Source organism: Phormidium sp. CCY1219, assembly GCF_035615515.1.
Classification (GTDB): Bacteria; Cyanobacteriota; Cyanobacteriia; order Cyanobacteriales; family Laspinemataceae; genus CCY1219.
In genome coordinates, this window is the sequence record NZ_JAJENT010000759.1 from 1 (window position 1) to 13,288 (window position 13,288).

Annotated in this window: 13 protein-coding genes; 10 read left to right on the forward strand and 3 right to left on the reverse strand. The window is 51.9% G+C overall.

Annotated features, from left to right (window positions below):
- The first annotated feature begins 721 nt into the window (after positions 1-721).
- The 5 genes from LKK83_RS22915 (at position 722) to LKK83_RS22935 (ending at position 4,085) form a co-directional block, all read left to right on the forward strand.
- Positions 722-1,246 (forward strand): inorganic diphosphatase, encoded by a 525-nt coding sequence (locus tag LKK83_RS22915; protein WP_324633702.1) that lies wholly within the window; start codon positions 722-724, stop codon positions 1,244-1,246.
- A gap of 398 nt (positions 1,247-1,644) precedes the next feature.
- On the forward strand, positions 1,645-1,785 hold the full coding sequence (locus LKK83_RS22920) for a hypothetical protein (protein WP_324633703.1): 141 nt from the start codon (positions 1,645-1,647) through the stop codon (positions 1,783-1,785).
- Between the two features lie 311 nt (positions 1,786-2,096).
- Positions 2,097-2,504: an aspartate 1-decarboxylase gene (panD, locus tag LKK83_RS22925; protein WP_324633704.1), complete on the forward strand. Its 408-nt coding sequence runs from the start codon at positions 2,097-2,099 to the stop codon at positions 2,502-2,504.
- 36 nt (positions 2,505-2,540) lie between these two features.
- Complete coding sequence (locus tag LKK83_RS22930; protein ID WP_324633705.1) at positions 2,541-3,392, forward strand: MBL fold metallo-hydrolase; 852 nt, start codon at positions 2,541-2,543, stop codon at positions 3,390-3,392.
- Positions 3,393-3,836: 444 nt separating this feature from the next.
- Positions 3,837-4,085: a peptidoglycan-binding domain-containing protein gene (locus LKK83_RS22935; RefSeq protein WP_324633707.1), complete on the forward strand. Its 249-nt coding sequence runs from the start codon at positions 3,837-3,839 to the stop codon at positions 4,083-4,085.
- A 231-nt stretch (positions 4,086-4,316) separates the two neighbouring features.
- On the opposite strand, the gene LKK83_RS22940 is transcribed toward LKK83_RS22935, so the two are convergent.
- Positions 4,317-4,904, reverse strand: a complete 588-nt coding sequence (locus tag LKK83_RS22940; RefSeq protein ID WP_324633708.1) for a DUF1517 domain-containing protein — start codon at positions 4,902-4,904, stop codon at positions 4,317-4,319.
- A gap of 155 nt (positions 4,905-5,059) precedes the next feature.
- Here LKK83_RS22940 and LKK83_RS22945 point away from each other — a divergent pair, with 155 nt between their 5' ends.
- From LKK83_RS22945 to LKK83_RS22955, 3 genes are all read left to right on the forward strand, one after another.
- The gene (locus LKK83_RS22945; RefSeq protein WP_324633709.1) at positions 5,060-5,269 is read left to right on the forward strand and encodes a hypothetical protein; all 210 of its coding nucleotides are present in this window, start codon (positions 5,060-5,062) and stop codon (positions 5,267-5,269) included.
- Positions 5,242-5,658, forward strand: coding sequence for an adenosylmethionine decarboxylase (speD, locus tag LKK83_RS22950; RefSeq protein WP_324633710.1), 417 nt, complete (start codon positions 5,242-5,244; stop codon positions 5,656-5,658). The genes LKK83_RS22945 and speD overlap by 28 nt, the downstream gene beginning before the upstream one ends.
- 61 nt (positions 5,659-5,719) lie before the next feature.
- Entirely contained in the window at positions 5,720-6,661 is a 942-nt protein-coding gene (locus LKK83_RS22955; protein WP_324633711.1) for a fused MFS/spermidine synthase, read from the forward strand.
- A gap of 28 nt (positions 6,662-6,689) precedes the next feature.
- On the opposite strand, the gene LKK83_RS22960 is transcribed toward LKK83_RS22955, so the two are convergent.
- Together LKK83_RS22960 and trmD are read right to left on the reverse strand one after the other, a co-directional pair.
- Positions 6,690-8,117, reverse strand: a complete 1,428-nt coding sequence (locus LKK83_RS22960) for a DUF1517 domain-containing protein (protein ID WP_324633712.1) — start codon at positions 8,115-8,117, stop codon at positions 6,690-6,692.
- Positions 8,118-8,163: 46 nt separating this feature from the next.
- Positions 8,164-8,871 (reverse strand): tRNA (guanosine(37)-N1)-methyltransferase TrmD, encoded by a 708-nt coding sequence (gene trmD, locus LKK83_RS22965; protein ID WP_324633713.1) that lies wholly within the window; start codon positions 8,869-8,871, stop codon positions 8,164-8,166.
- 521 nt (positions 8,872-9,392) lie between these two features.
- Between trmD and LKK83_RS22970 the strand changes: the two genes are divergently transcribed.
- Together LKK83_RS22970 and cphA are read left to right on the forward strand one after the other, a co-directional pair.
- Entirely contained in the window at positions 9,393-10,259 is an 867-nt protein-coding gene (locus tag LKK83_RS22970; protein WP_324633714.1) for a cyanophycinase, read from the forward strand.
- Positions 10,260-10,516: 257 nt separating this feature from the next.
- Positions 10,517-13,204 carry a cyanophycin synthetase gene (cphA, locus tag LKK83_RS22975; RefSeq protein ID WP_324633715.1) on the forward strand — a complete coding sequence of 896 codons (2,688 nt, stop codon included), beginning with the start codon at positions 10,517-10,519 and terminating at the stop codon, positions 13,202-13,204.
- The last annotated feature ends 84 nt before the right edge of the window (positions 13,205-13,288 follow it).

The following is a 13,288-nucleotide window of genomic DNA, read 5'->3' on the forward strand; positions in this document are numbered from 1 at the left end:
GGGGGGAGAACTCCTCCCTACGCATAAATGACGAGGGTTTCCGTTCTCCCCCTTACCAACCCTAATTTCTGATGATTCCACTCCCATCCCTTTAAGCCGGGATTGCCAGTCACTTTCCCTCTCGGGTCATGGCTGGGTTTTGTCAAGCTTGTCAGTTTCATTTCCCTCGGGCAAGGGACTCCCGCATCGCCCTGGGCGGATGTTAGCGCTCTGTTACGTCCCCCTCGTGAGGGAGAGCGATCCTGCAGGCCAATTATCGGGCAAGATTTATCTGCGCGATCGCCAATCGAATGTCACAGCCCTCCCTGTGGCTGCACCCAACCGCTTGCCAAAATAGCCCTCGCGCGATCGCAGCATAACACGACAAAACCTTAAATTTTTCTTGAAAATTCGAGGACGCAAAGATTTTTTTGCTTGCTCATCCATCATTTGCCTTTCCTTATCCCTCCCCCGCTTACTACTGTGTCGCCGATCGCGCTCAACCAGGGCGATGACGGGCAACCTCTCGGGCAAGGGGGTGGATCGGTGTGGGTAAAAACGAACCAAAACGAAAAAGCTGTTTGGGAAGCCACTGTTTCTGGTACGATGGCTGACGGAATGCCGTTGCAGAACCATCCACGGTGGTGGTGCTGCTGTCACGGTCACTCGAAACTGACCAAAAAACGGCTTCTTTCCCCTCAGCAGAGGGGAATGCTACATTCGTTCTGCATTGGAGTTAGTTGTGGATTTATCGCAAATTCCTGCCCAACCGAAACCGGGCTTGCTCAACGTTTTGATTGAAATTCAAGCCGGGAGCAGAAATAAATATGAGTACGATAAGGACTTGCAAGCGTTTGCATTAGACCGGGTTCTTTATTCTGCAGTTTACTATCCCTACGATTACGGGTTCGTTCCAAATACCCTAGCCGAGGATGGAGACCCCCTCGATGGAATGGTCATTATGGATCAACCGACGTTTCCCGGATGCGTAATTACCGCCCGTCCCATCGGATTGCTAGAAATGATCGATACCGGAGAACGCGACGAAAAAATTCTGTGCGTTCCCGATAAAGATCCGCGTTATGCCAACGTGAAATCTCTCAAAGATATCGCCCAACATCGCTTAGACGAAATTTCCGAATTTTTTAATACCTACAAAAACTTGGAAAACAAGAAAACCGAAATGCTCGGTTGGAAAGATATCCACGAAGTGATGCCCTTGGTGGAAAAATGCGTGAAAGCCGGGAAGGAATACGGTAGAAGCTAAGCGATCGCCCTAAAACAGCCTCCCCAACCCTTCGCGCAGGCGGCGGACTCCCAAGAGAAAACATTGTCCCGCCGCCACAATTAATTTAAACGTTAATTCACTTAATTTGCATAACTGATTAAGTCACTAATAATGACCTCGCTCGCGGTTTCCCCCGAATCAGGTATGGAAATTTTTGCCCTTGCTTTCTAGTGTCGGAAAATCCCAAAGCGCCACCTTGCGTCACCCCGAATGAAAAATCCCCTTGATTTGTCAACTTCAAGGGGGTGAGAGAGGCAAAACCCACGACGGTGGTTGCGCTCTCACTCGCACCAGTATTTTCCAAAAAAGAGCGGCTATAAGATGAGGAATACCTCGGCAGAGAAAATCGCAAAAATGGGAAAAACTATGCAAATTAAATGAATAAAAGCGAAGACAAGCCCTCCCCAGAGCGATCGCCGCCAAATCGGGAAAGGGAGTTTCAGCAGCGGGAAACGAGGGGAGGATTTTCCAGTTGCTATGGCCCGGAAAAGTTGAAGCCAGGGGGTGAGGGTGGCTAAAATCATTCATATGAAAGATTTGAGAAGGAAAATTTTTGTTTTGGACAAGCGGTTGTGACGTCAGAACGGTTAAAATTTATAACTAGCCCCTGCTCGAAACCCGGGCCAGTGGTTTAACTGCAAGCGTGGGAAAAGAACTTCGTTGCAGGGCAAAGGTCCCGAGGATGTCGGTAACAGTTGTAACCGAACTCGACTCCGACCGATAGGAGGCCAAGAAATTAGCAAGCTTTACACAATAAAAGCTGTCGTTCATTTCTCCCTTAATAAAAAAGGGGAGCAATCCGCCAAACTTTTCAATACATCTCCACATCATGCAGCGTACTCTCCTTTTGGCAAAAATCCACAACTGCACCCTAACCAGTGCTAATTTGAATTATGTGGGTAGCATCAGCATCGATCGAAAGTTATTAGAGGCGGCAGGTATCTTGCCCTACGAGCAAGTGCAAGTTGTCAATAAATCAAATGGTGAGCGATTCATTACCTATGCGATCGAAGCCCCTGCCGGGTCCGGCGCGATCGAACTCAATGGTGCCGCCGCGCGCAAGGGAGTCACAGGCGATCGCCTGATTATTATGACTTACGGACAATTCACCCCTGAAGAAGTGAAAACCTACTCGCCCACGGTGGTTTTCGTGGATGAATTCAACCATCAGTTAGAAATCCAGCCCGAGAATCACAGCAACAACACTCACTCCCCCCAGCCCTTGTCCACCCCCTAGATGCCGAGTCCAAACCCCTCCCATTGGATAGCCACTATGGAAACCCCACCTGATTCTGAATTTGTTGTCAATTTCTGGGGGGTGCGAGGCAGCATCGCCACCCCAGGAAAAGAAACAGTTCACTACGGCGGTAATACGTCTTGCGTGGAAATGCGAGTTGCAGGCAAACGCCTGATTTTCGATGGCGGTACCGGCTTGCGGTTACTCGGAAAAAGTTTGCTCCCCGAGATGCCCGTGGAAGCCTACCTGTTTTTTACCCATTCCCACTGGGACCACATCCAAGGATTTCCCTTTTTCGTGCCCGCCTTTATCCCGGGCAACTGCTTTCACCTGTACGGAGCCATTGCCCCGGATGGTTCTACCATGAAACAGCGTCTCTCCGATCAGATGCTGCATCCCAATTTTCCAATTCCGTTACAGGGGATGCGCTCGAATTTGAAATTTTACGACCTGAAACCGGGGGATGCGATCGCAGTGGATGATATTACCATCGAAACCGCGCACCTGAACCATCCCAGTGAAGCGATCGGCTATCGCGTTTCCTGGCGCGGAGGCACCGCCGTCTATTGTACCGACACCGAACATTTCCCCGATCGCCTGGATGACAACGTACTGCAACTGGCGCGCAATGCCGACCTGTTGATTTACGATGCCACCTATACCGACGAAGAATACTATCACCCAAAAACGCCGAAAATGGGATGGGGTCACTCCACTTGGCAGGAAGCAGTCAAAGTGGCAAAAGCTGTAGGGGTCAAACAACTGGCAATTTTTCATCACGATCCCGCGCACGACGATAATTTTCTCTTAGATGTAGAATCTCAAGTCAAAACTGCATTCCCTGGCGGTTTCTTGGCCCGAGAAGGCATGCGGATTCCCATCCTGTAACCGGGGCGCGCGTCTCCCATAGGGTCGCCTCTACTGACCGGTGCAAAAACCACCGGTAGTGGCGGCTAAAATTTTTGGCAGTTCTGGGTTGCCCCCCTCCCGTGCAATGCCACTGTCAAACCATTGCATTAAAATTCCCCCGCCTAGGTGCAGGAGGCGCTTTCTGGCCCACCGCCACTTCTAGTTGCCAGAATTTTCTCCCCCTTCCCGAAGCTAATTATAGGGCTTCAGCCATTTGCTGGCCAAAAATACTCCTTTCGATAGTTTAACTCCAGAAAGACAGAAGGTTACACTAACCGTGACAGTCAATCTGCAGCGGTTTGGAACCAGTGCTTAGGCAGCGCTTTTTCCACATTGTTCCGTCTGCATCTCCACTCCCTGGCAAAGTCAGGGAGGGGAAGAATTGACCGCTCAACAATATTGCAGAAGATGGAGAAAAAACATATGTCTGATAATCCCGTATTAGAACGAGGCGATCGCGGTGAATCTGTCAAACAAATGCAGCAGATTTTAAATCAAATGGGCTACGATTTAGGCTCATCTGGAGTCGATGGTCTCTATGATGAAGAAACAGAAACAGCCGTCAAACAATTTCAATCCGAGATGAACCAGCAATTTCCCGAAGCTCACGTTTTGGTTGATGGCAAAGTTGGCAACCAAACTTGGGCATTTCTACATAAAAATAAATCGTAAGTTGTCGGCTAAAGACACACTCATATCTCGGCTTTATTGAAGTAATCATCATCAGGGTGAGGGTCTCGTTACCTGGGAAAATAGGGAGCGAGATTCTCACATTTTTATGCTTGACTATTGCAAAATTTTATGTAACTAACATGAGCGGGTTAACGCGGCTCCGAGACCTCCATTTCTACACAACCTGCAAAATAATTGGCATGCTTTCTTATCTGCCCTATGGCATAAGATTTAGATGGCAATCAAATCGGCATAGTCTGATGCCATTTCCCCTTCGGTTAGGGTATCGCTTTCCAGTTGCGGAGTCCACAGGAGTTCCAGTATCATCAGATAATCCGAGGACATCGATCGCAGGGTATTAAGCGCTGATTTTAATGCCGCTGCTGAGGCAATTGGTGCGGTAAATAATGGGCGATCGTGAGCGGTTCCCACCAACACCGTAACCACCACATACGCCGCTTCCCCCGCTTCGGTTTCCGGCGAAACTTCTTGTTGTTGGATTTTGCCTTCTACATTACTGAGGGTTTCCGCACTATATTTGCGCCGTTCTTTCAGGGAGGATTTATCAAAGGCAATTTGCGCGGCTTCTCGGCTGGGGAAGGTTTCCGAGTGGCCTAAAACATGAGTCCAATGTTCTGAATGCTTCAGCAAACATTCGGTGGCTTCGTGCAAGAGGTCAAACAATCCCGCATTGGTTTCCGTATCCGCTGCAATCGTTATATTTGACAATTCTGATTGAATGGAAGTCACTCTCGCACCTAGGGCTACCTGGAGTTTAGTCAAGGTGACAATATCGTTTTCGAGTTCGTTGTTTGGCATAATTTGGATTAATAAAAAATTGAATTCGCTATCTGTTAGGGAGGACAATACACTCCAGATTTTGGAGTAAATCGGAGGGTGATGTTTTTTTGATATTTTAGCATCCCGATGGAAATAGAAGGGTGGCGAGGGGGAGAATTAGGGGAGAAGACGCGATGCAATGTCACCTGCAAGGGGACACAAAAGGGGAAAAACGCCGAGTGAGGGGGCGATCGCAGCACGAAACCCCCGGGCGAGGCGGCGAGCGTAGGGTCTTGACCAATAGCGATCGCTCTGTTAAGATTGGGAACGCACAAACGAAAAATGCTGCGATCGACCCACTGAGGGTATTGGTAAATTGGTACGACTTCTATCTAGCCCGTTAGGGGGTAAGCCTCACTCCTATGGTGGCACCCACTGCATTTTAGAACTGTACGATTGTCCTGGCGAATTGCTCGACAATGCGGAAGCGATCGCCAAGACGCTGAGGGAAGCGGCAAAAGTAGCGCGATCGAAAGTATTAAACGAAGTTTTGCACGAATTCGATCCCCAAGGCGTTACCGCCTTACTTCTTCTGGCAGAATCCCACATTTCAATTCATACTTGGCCCGAATCTGGATATGCGGCGGTAGATGTTTTCACCTGCGGGGAAAACACTAAACCCAAAGAAGCCTGTCACTTTTTAGCAAAAACCTTGCAGGCGAGCGATTATTCTCTACAGGTGATTTCCCGTGGCATTCCCGGTAAGGATACCTGCCTCAATCGCATTGCATAACAGTTTTTTGATAGTCAACCTGCGGGCATAATCACCCCTTAGCACTCGGTTAAAAGTTTCCATGCATCAAAACAATTTTAGTGCGGTTTTACAGATTTGCAATCCCCTCACCGAACGGGACATTTGTTTCCATACTATCAATCGGGTTTTGTTCGTCCAAAAAACCGCTTACCAACAACTTCATATTGTGGAAAGCGATTCTTTTGGTAAATCGTTGCTCCTCGATGGCGACTATCAAGCGTCTACAGTAGACGAACACTTTTATCACGAATTTTTGGTGCATCCGGCGCTCTTAGCCTGTGCAAAACCAGCAAAAGTGTTAATTTTAGGTGGAGGAGAAGGCGCAACCTTGCGAGAAGTCTTGCGCTGGAACAGTGTGGAAAGCGTGGTAATGGTCGATATTGATGGGGAAGTGGTAGAAGCTTGTCGCCAATATTTGCCAGAAATGCACCAAAACTCTTTTGAAGATAGCCGCAGCGAGGTACGGATTGAAGATGCCATACACTTTGTCGAAAATACGGATGAGAGGTTTGATGTTATAATTTCTGACCTGTCAGATCCGATTGAAGATGGTCCCTCTTTCCGGTTATTTACTCGAGAATATTTGCAAAAATTTCGTAATTTGCTTGCGCCGGGAGGCTGCTTCACCATGCAAGCTGGATCGGTGGATTTCAGCTATCTTACCATCCACGCGCGGTTGGTGAATACGGTAAAATCTCTATTCCCTCACGTAGAATCTTACACCTATTTTATTCCGAGCTTTTTAGCGAATTGGGGATTTATTGTAGCTGCCGATCGCCCCATCGAACCACATCGAGATCCAGCAACCATCGATGGGGCGATCGCCGAAAAAATATCGGGTCAATTACGCGAATTCGATGGGATTTCATGGTTGGGTGCCCTGCACTTACCCCGCTACATTCGCGAGGCGATCGCCAAAGAAACCGAACCCTTTACCCTTGCCGAACCTCCCAAACACGAACGATTGCGATCGGGTCATTAGTCAATGACCAATGACCAATGACCAATAACTAACCAATTTGAATCATTTCACTGTAGTGGGTTAACAAATCGTCATAACTGAGACTATCATTTGGATCTTGAGGACTCCAGAGCAACTCAAACACCAGGAGATAATCTGGGGTAATGGCAGCCACCTGCTGTAAAACCTGCTGAAGTTCTTCTGCAGAATGGATCTGGTCAAATAGGGGCTTATCGTCTTCCGTAGCGATCGCCAAAGTCACCACAATATAATAAGCCGAGTCGCTGTCTTCGTCATTGCCCCCCGTGTCGCCATAGCGAACGCGACCCCCCACATTGCTCAGGGTTTCGGCAGAAAACTTGCTACGTTGTGCAACCGAGATTTGTTCGAACACCCGTGCGGCTTCCTCGCGAGAGTTCACCGTTTCGGAACTGGCATACAGGTGAGTCCAGTAGTCCGGATGGCGCAACAAAGCCAAAGCCGAGGCTTGCAACAATTCTGCCAGTCCCTCTGGAGTGTCTAGATCCGCGCTGAGACTGAGATCCGTGAGTTCGGATTGGATATCGCGCGCCGATGCCAGGAGGGCCACTTGCAACTTACTCACGGTGACAATATCGTTCTCGAGTTCCTGGGCGGCACTGGGGCTGGCATTGCGCTTCGAGATCGCATACCATACCGCCGCTACGGCACCGCCGAGGATTAATAAAAACAGGAGAAAGCCCCAGGGGAAACCGCCGGAAGAACGAGTTTGAGCGGAGGAATAGCCCGATTGTGGGGCAGTTTGCACCGGTTGGGTTGCCGGTTGCGTTACCGAGGGAGAAGAAACGCCGCTTTCGGAACTGGGAGGCACCACCGGGGCGGGTTTGAGTCCGGATTCCGTGGAGTCCTCATAGGGGCGCTCATCGTACCGAGGAGCCGGATAAGTAGGTTGTGGGGCTGGTTGGGGAATCGGTACGGGAACCGGGACGACGATCGTGTTGTTACCGGATCCGCGAGAGGGTTGAGAGGCGGGAGTGGTAGGAGTAGAAGTGGTGCCTCGATTGGTGTTGGTGGGAGTGGCGGGTGCTGGTGCCGGTGAGGGTTGACGCTCAAACGAGCCGCCGCGAACTCGTCCCCCGGTGTTTCCGCGACTGGGAGTAGTTTGGCTGGGGGTGGAATTACTGGGGCTAGTGGTGGAGCGAGAGGGGGTAGTGGAGCGAGAGGGGGTAGTGGAGCGAGAGGGGTTAGAGCGAGAGGGGTTAGAGCGAGAGGGGCTAGAGCGAGAGGGGCTAGAGCGAGAGGGGCTAGAGCGAGAGGGGCGCGAGGGAGTCGAGCGATTAAAAGAGCCGCCACGAGTGCGCCCGCCAGTTCTGCGAGCCTCAGCGATCGCGTTAAAAGAGAGCCAAGGTTGGGTATCGCGGGCCGAGAAGTCAATCTTGAGTTCATTGAGGAGCAAGAATGACAGGAAGGTAGCGAAGAGGAGTTGAAATTTTCGCATGGCTAAAAAGCAGGGTTAGTTTTCTCCGTGATAGCCGATGGGGAGGTTATTCGTCATCCGCACTATTGCGGTGTCGATCGCCACCTTCAAGCAGGTCCGGGCGGCGATCGCGGGTGCGGTGGAGTTGCTGTTCGCGACGCCACTGAGCGATTTTGGCGTGATTGCCCGAGAGCAAGACATCTGGAACTTTCCAGTCGCGGAATTGAGCGGGGCGGGTGTAGTGGGGGTAGTCGAGCAATCCCGACTCGAAACTTTCTGCCATCAGGGACTCCCGTTTGCCCACCGTGCCCGGTAACAGACGCACCACTGCATCCACCAGAGTCAGGGCGGGGATTTCGCCTCCAGTGAGGACGAAATCGCCCACAGAGACTTCCCGGGTGACTAAATGCATCACCCGTTCGTCCACCCCTTCATAATGGCCGCAAATCAAGACCAATTGCTGGGAGTGGGTGGCGAGGTGCCAGCAGAGTTGTTGATTGAGGGGTTCTCCTTGGGGGGTAAGCAGAATCACCTCGCGCGGTTCGAGAACCGGCAAAGACTCCACCGCCGCAAACAGGGGTTCTGGCTTCATTACCATGCCCACACCGCCGCCATAGGGTTCGTCATCCACCCGTCGATGTTTGTCCGTGGCAAAGTCGCGGGGGTTGACCAGATGAACGGCGGCTATTTTTTTAGCCGTAGCTTTGCCTAACAGTGAAGTTTGTAACGGCGTGGTGAAAAATTCTGGGAATAAGGTGATAATATCTATTCGCACGGGGATAGTAAGCGATCGCGCACAATCTTCTATTATAAGTACGCCGGCTCAATCCCGGGTTAAAAACCCCCAAACTGCTTAACCAGCTTGCGTCACAGCGCCTATCGTTCCCGGGAGAATCTCCAGGAATGGGGTGGAGTGCTTGTCCAACCCGCCCAGAAAAAGGATCCAAACAACCCAGAAAAATGACCGAGGATAATTTGCGCGAAACCTAAAGATTTGTTTAAATTATCAAACATTCAACCCCAGCACTGTGCGTCCTTGCCCTAAGAAAGGGGGTCAAACCACCTGTAGGGGAGGGGAAAGCGGCGGAAAACCTCAAGTCATTCGATGAGAACCCATACCGTGGCCGCAAGGGGAGAAAATAGTGAGACAATAAAATTTTCCGCAACCAAAATGCGATAGGTGTCGAGAGCCGCCCAGGAGCGATCGCGGAAAGTGGGACAATCAGCTCAAAAGCCGCAGCGCAGATTAACAAGACTCAGATATCCAATCACTAACGGCCAATAGCAAGACCATCCATGCTACAGTTAGAAACTCAATCCCAGCAAGAACAGACGCCCCAACCGCTGAAAAGCACTGTAATGGTGATTGGCGGAGCCGAAGACAAAGTTCACGGACGCGAAATCCTGCATACGTTTTTTACGCGAGCCGGCGGGACTGATGCGCGAATTGCCATCATTCCTTGTGCCTCACGAGAGCCATCGGCGATTGGGGACAGATACCGGAAAATATTCGACGAAATGGGTGCCAAGGCGATTGAGTTGCTCGACATCCGGGATAGATCCGAGGGAGAAGACCCCCGGTGGCAAGAGTACCTCGAAGATTGTACTGGCGTGTTTATGACCGGTGGGGATCAACTCCGGTTGTGTGCCTTAGTTGCCGACACTCCCCTGATGGAAAAAGTGCGGATGAAGGTGCGCGAAGGGAAAATCGTCCTCGCGGGCACCAGTGCGGGAGCGGCAGTCATGGGACATCATATGATTGCAGGTGGAGGCAGCGGCGAGTCGCCGAATCGGTCATTGGTGGATATGGCAACCGGACTGGGGATCATCCCCGACGCGATCGTGGATCAGCATTTTCACAACCGAAACCGAATGGCGCGGTTGCTCTCGGCGATCGCCTCCCATAGCGATCGCATCGGCATTGGCATTGACGAAGATACCTGTGCCCTCTTTGAAGGCGATGGCACCATTCACATTATGGGCAAAGGTACGGTGACGATTATCGATCCGGGTAACGCCTTCGGCACCAACGAACCCCAGGTGGGAGCCACCGATCCCCTGAGCCTTTACAACCTGCGCGTCCACGTCTTGTGTCACGGCGATCGCTACGAATTGCGTCAGCGAACCCCTCACCCAGCTGGGCCTTTCACCAATAATGGCTGAACCGCTCCCCCTTTTTCTTCGCCGGAAGTTCAATCCCTAAAACCCTCGCGGCGGAAATCCGAAGGCCAAAATAAAAAACTGACACTTCGCGCTTCACCCGAGCAGACTACCTTCCGGCTTTTTCTTACCCTCTAGAACTCCGAAGCGATCGCGACCAAGTTGTTCACTACGAACAGTATTTCGGCTTTTAAAAGCCAGAAACTAAAAGCAGTGCCGCCATCGCAGCCAACAAAACAGCATCATCCTCGCGCACAGCTATGAAAATACTCAAAATCCAGACATTACGCGGTCCTAACTATTGGAGTATTCGACGCCATAAACTCATCAATATGCGTCTCGATTTAGAGGACTTAGCCGATAAGCCAACTAGCGAGATCCCCGGCTTCTACGAAGGACTCACCGAAGTGCTACCCAGTTTAGTGGAACACCACTGCTCCCCTGGTTGTAGGGGAGGGTTCCTGGCTCGGGTGGAAGAAGGAACCTATATGGGTCATGTCATCGAACATGTGGCCCTCGAATTGCAAGAACTCGCGGGGATGGTGGTTGGCTTTGGTCGCACCCGCGAAACCTCCACCCCGGGCATCTATCAGGTGGTCTTCGAGTACGTGGACGAACAAGCGGGTCGCTATGCCGCCCGGGCAGCAGTACGCCTCTGTCGCAGCATTGTGGATACCGGCAGATATCCAGAGTCGGAAATCGACCAAGACATGCAAGACCTGAAAGACTTGTGGGCGAGAGCTGCCCTCGGTCCTTCTACGGAAGCCTTGGTCAAAGAAGCACAAACCCGAGGCATTCCCTGGTTTCACTCCAGTGCCCGCTCGATGATCCAGCTCGGCTTCGGCATCCACCAAAAGCGCATCCAAGCCACCCTCACCGATAGCAGCAGTATTTTAGGGGTCGAACTCGCCTGCGACAAAGAAGGCACGAAAAGAACCCTGCGCGATGCAGGCGTCCCGGTGCCCCGTGGCAGCACCATCCATTACCTGGACGAACTCGAAGATGCGATCGACGATGTGGGCGGCTATCCGATCGTCATCAAACCCCTCGACGGCAACCACGGACGGGGCATCACCATCAATATCAACTCTTGGAGTGCCGCCGAAGAAGCCTACGATGCCGCTAGCGCCGCTTCCAGAACCCGCTCGGTGATTGTGGAACGCTACTATCGCGGTCGCGACCATCGCCTCCTGGTGGTCAACGGCAAATTAATCGCCGTGGCGGAACGAGTCCCGGCTCATGTGGTGGGGGATGGTAAGTCTACGATTGAAGAACTCATCGATCGCACCAATCGCGATCCCAACCGAGGGGACGGTCACGATAATGTCCTGACCCGCATCGTGGTGGATAACCCCACCTTGCAGCGCCTAGAACGCAAGGGCTGCAGCCTCGATACTATCCTCGATGACGGGGAAGTCATGTATCTGCGCGATACCGCTAACCTCAGCACCGGCGGCATCGCTATCGATCGCACCGATGAAATTCACCCGGAAAATGTCTGGCTGGCCGAACGAGTGGCTAAAATTATCGGCCTTGACATTTGCGGCATCGATGTGGTAACGGAAGATATCACCAAACCCCTGCGGGAAAACGATGGCACGATTGTGGAAGTGAATGCTGCTCCGGGATTCCGCATGCATGTCTGCCCCAGTCAGGGTCTGCCGCGCAATGTGGCGGCTCCCGTCCTAGACATGCTCTTCCCTCCGGATACTCCGGCTCGCGTTCCCATCCTCTCGGTCACGGGCACTAATGGCAAAACTACCACCACCCGCCTGCTGGCTCATATCTACAAGCAAACTGAGAAAACTGTGGGCTACACCACCACCGATGGCACCTATATCGGCAATTTCTTGGTGGAAAAAGGCGACAATACCGGCCCGCAAAGTGCAGAACTGATTCTGAAAGACCCCAGTGTGGAAGTGGCAGTGCTCGAAACGGCCCGGGGTGGCATCCTGCGATCGGGTATGGCGTTCGATCGCTGCGATGTGGGGGTGGTCCTCAATGTGTCCGCAGACCATCTCGGTATCGGCGATATCGATACCATCGAGCAAATGGCTAACCTGAAAAGTGTGGTGGCTGAAGCAGTCCAACCGGAAGGCTATGCTATCCTCAATGCTGACGATCCGTTGGTGGCATCAATGGCTAAACGGGTGAAGTCGAAAGTGGCTTATTTCTCGATGAATCCCGATAGCGAACTCATCCACGACCACACCCGCCAAGGCGGTCTGGCAGCAGTTTACGAGAATGGTTATCTCTCGATTATCCACGGGGATTGGACCCTACGCATCGAAAAGGCGGTGAATGTGCCGCTGACAATGGGCGGACTGGCTCCGTTTATGATCGCTAACGCTCTGGCCGCTTGTTTGGCGGCGTTCGCCAATGGGGTGGAAATTGAGGAGATTCGCGATGGGTTGGCTACTTTCCAAGCTTCGGTGGCCCAAACTCCGGGACGCATGAATCTGTTTAATTTGGGCAGCTATCATGCTCTGGTGGACTACGCTCACAATCCGGCTAGCTATCAGGCCCTCGGCGCTTTCGTTCGCAATTGGTCCGGGGAAACCATCGGCGTGGTGGGCGGACCTGGCGATCGCCGGGATGAAGATTTTATCCTGTTGGGTAAATTGTCGGCGGATATCTTCGACCAGATTATCGTCAAGGAAGATGACGATACGCGCGGACGCCCTCGCGGTGACGCGGCAGATTTAATCGTTAAGGGCATTGAAGAGGTGAACCGCGATCGCCAGTTTGAAATGCTGCTCGATGAAACTGAGGCGATCGAAACTGCTCTGGATGGCGCTCCCTCGGGCAGTTTGGTGGTCATCCTCCCGGAAAGTGTCAGCCGCGCTATTCGTCTGATCGAACAGCGCCAACCGGTGGAAGAATCGCGCAGTCCAGACAATGGCGATCGACCCGTGGATTCCCCGGAATACAGCAAGTCGGCGAATTGAACGAACCATTGAGAAGGAAGAATTGAGCTGTAGGGTGGGCAGGGCACTGCCCACCCTACTACCCTAACTTTGCAGATGCATTGT

What these genes read in the sequence shown, in the direction of transcription:
- LKK83_RS22945 (WP_324633709.1), top strand. Translation starts at nt 5,060, where the DNA reads ATGCAATGTCACCTGCAAGGGGACACAAAAGGGGAAAAACGCCGAGTG.
- cphA (WP_324633715.1), top strand. Translation starts at nt 10,517, where the DNA reads ATGAAAATACTCAAAATCCAGACATTACGCGGTCCTAACTATTGGAGT.
- LKK83_RS22970 (WP_324633714.1), top strand. Translation starts at nt 9,393, where the DNA reads ATGCTACAGTTAGAAACTCAATCCCAGCAAGAACAGACGCCCCAACCG.
- LKK83_RS22930 (WP_324633705.1), top strand. Translation starts at nt 2,541, where the DNA reads ATGGAAACCCCACCTGATTCTGAATTTGTTGTCAATTTCTGGGGGGTG.
- LKK83_RS22960 (WP_324633712.1), bottom strand. Translation starts at nt 8,117, where the DNA reads ATGCGAAAATTTCAACTCCTCTTCGCTACCTTCCTGTCATTCTTGCTC.
- LKK83_RS22940 (WP_324633708.1), bottom strand. Translation starts at nt 4,904, where the DNA reads ATGCCAAACAACGAACTCGAAAACGATATTGTCACCTTGACTAAACTC.
- LKK83_RS22920 (WP_324633703.1), top strand. Translation starts at nt 1,645, where the DNA reads ATGAATAAAAGCGAAGACAAGCCCTCCCCAGAGCGATCGCCGCCAAAT.
- LKK83_RS22955 (WP_324633711.1), top strand. Translation starts at nt 5,720, where the DNA reads ATGCATCAAAACAATTTTAGTGCGGTTTTACAGATTTGCAATCCCCTC.
- panD (WP_324633704.1), top strand. Translation starts at nt 2,097, where the DNA reads ATGCAGCGTACTCTCCTTTTGGCAAAAATCCACAACTGCACCCTAACC.
- LKK83_RS22935 (WP_324633707.1), top strand. Translation starts at nt 3,837, where the DNA reads ATGTCTGATAATCCCGTATTAGAACGAGGCGATCGCGGTGAATCTGTC.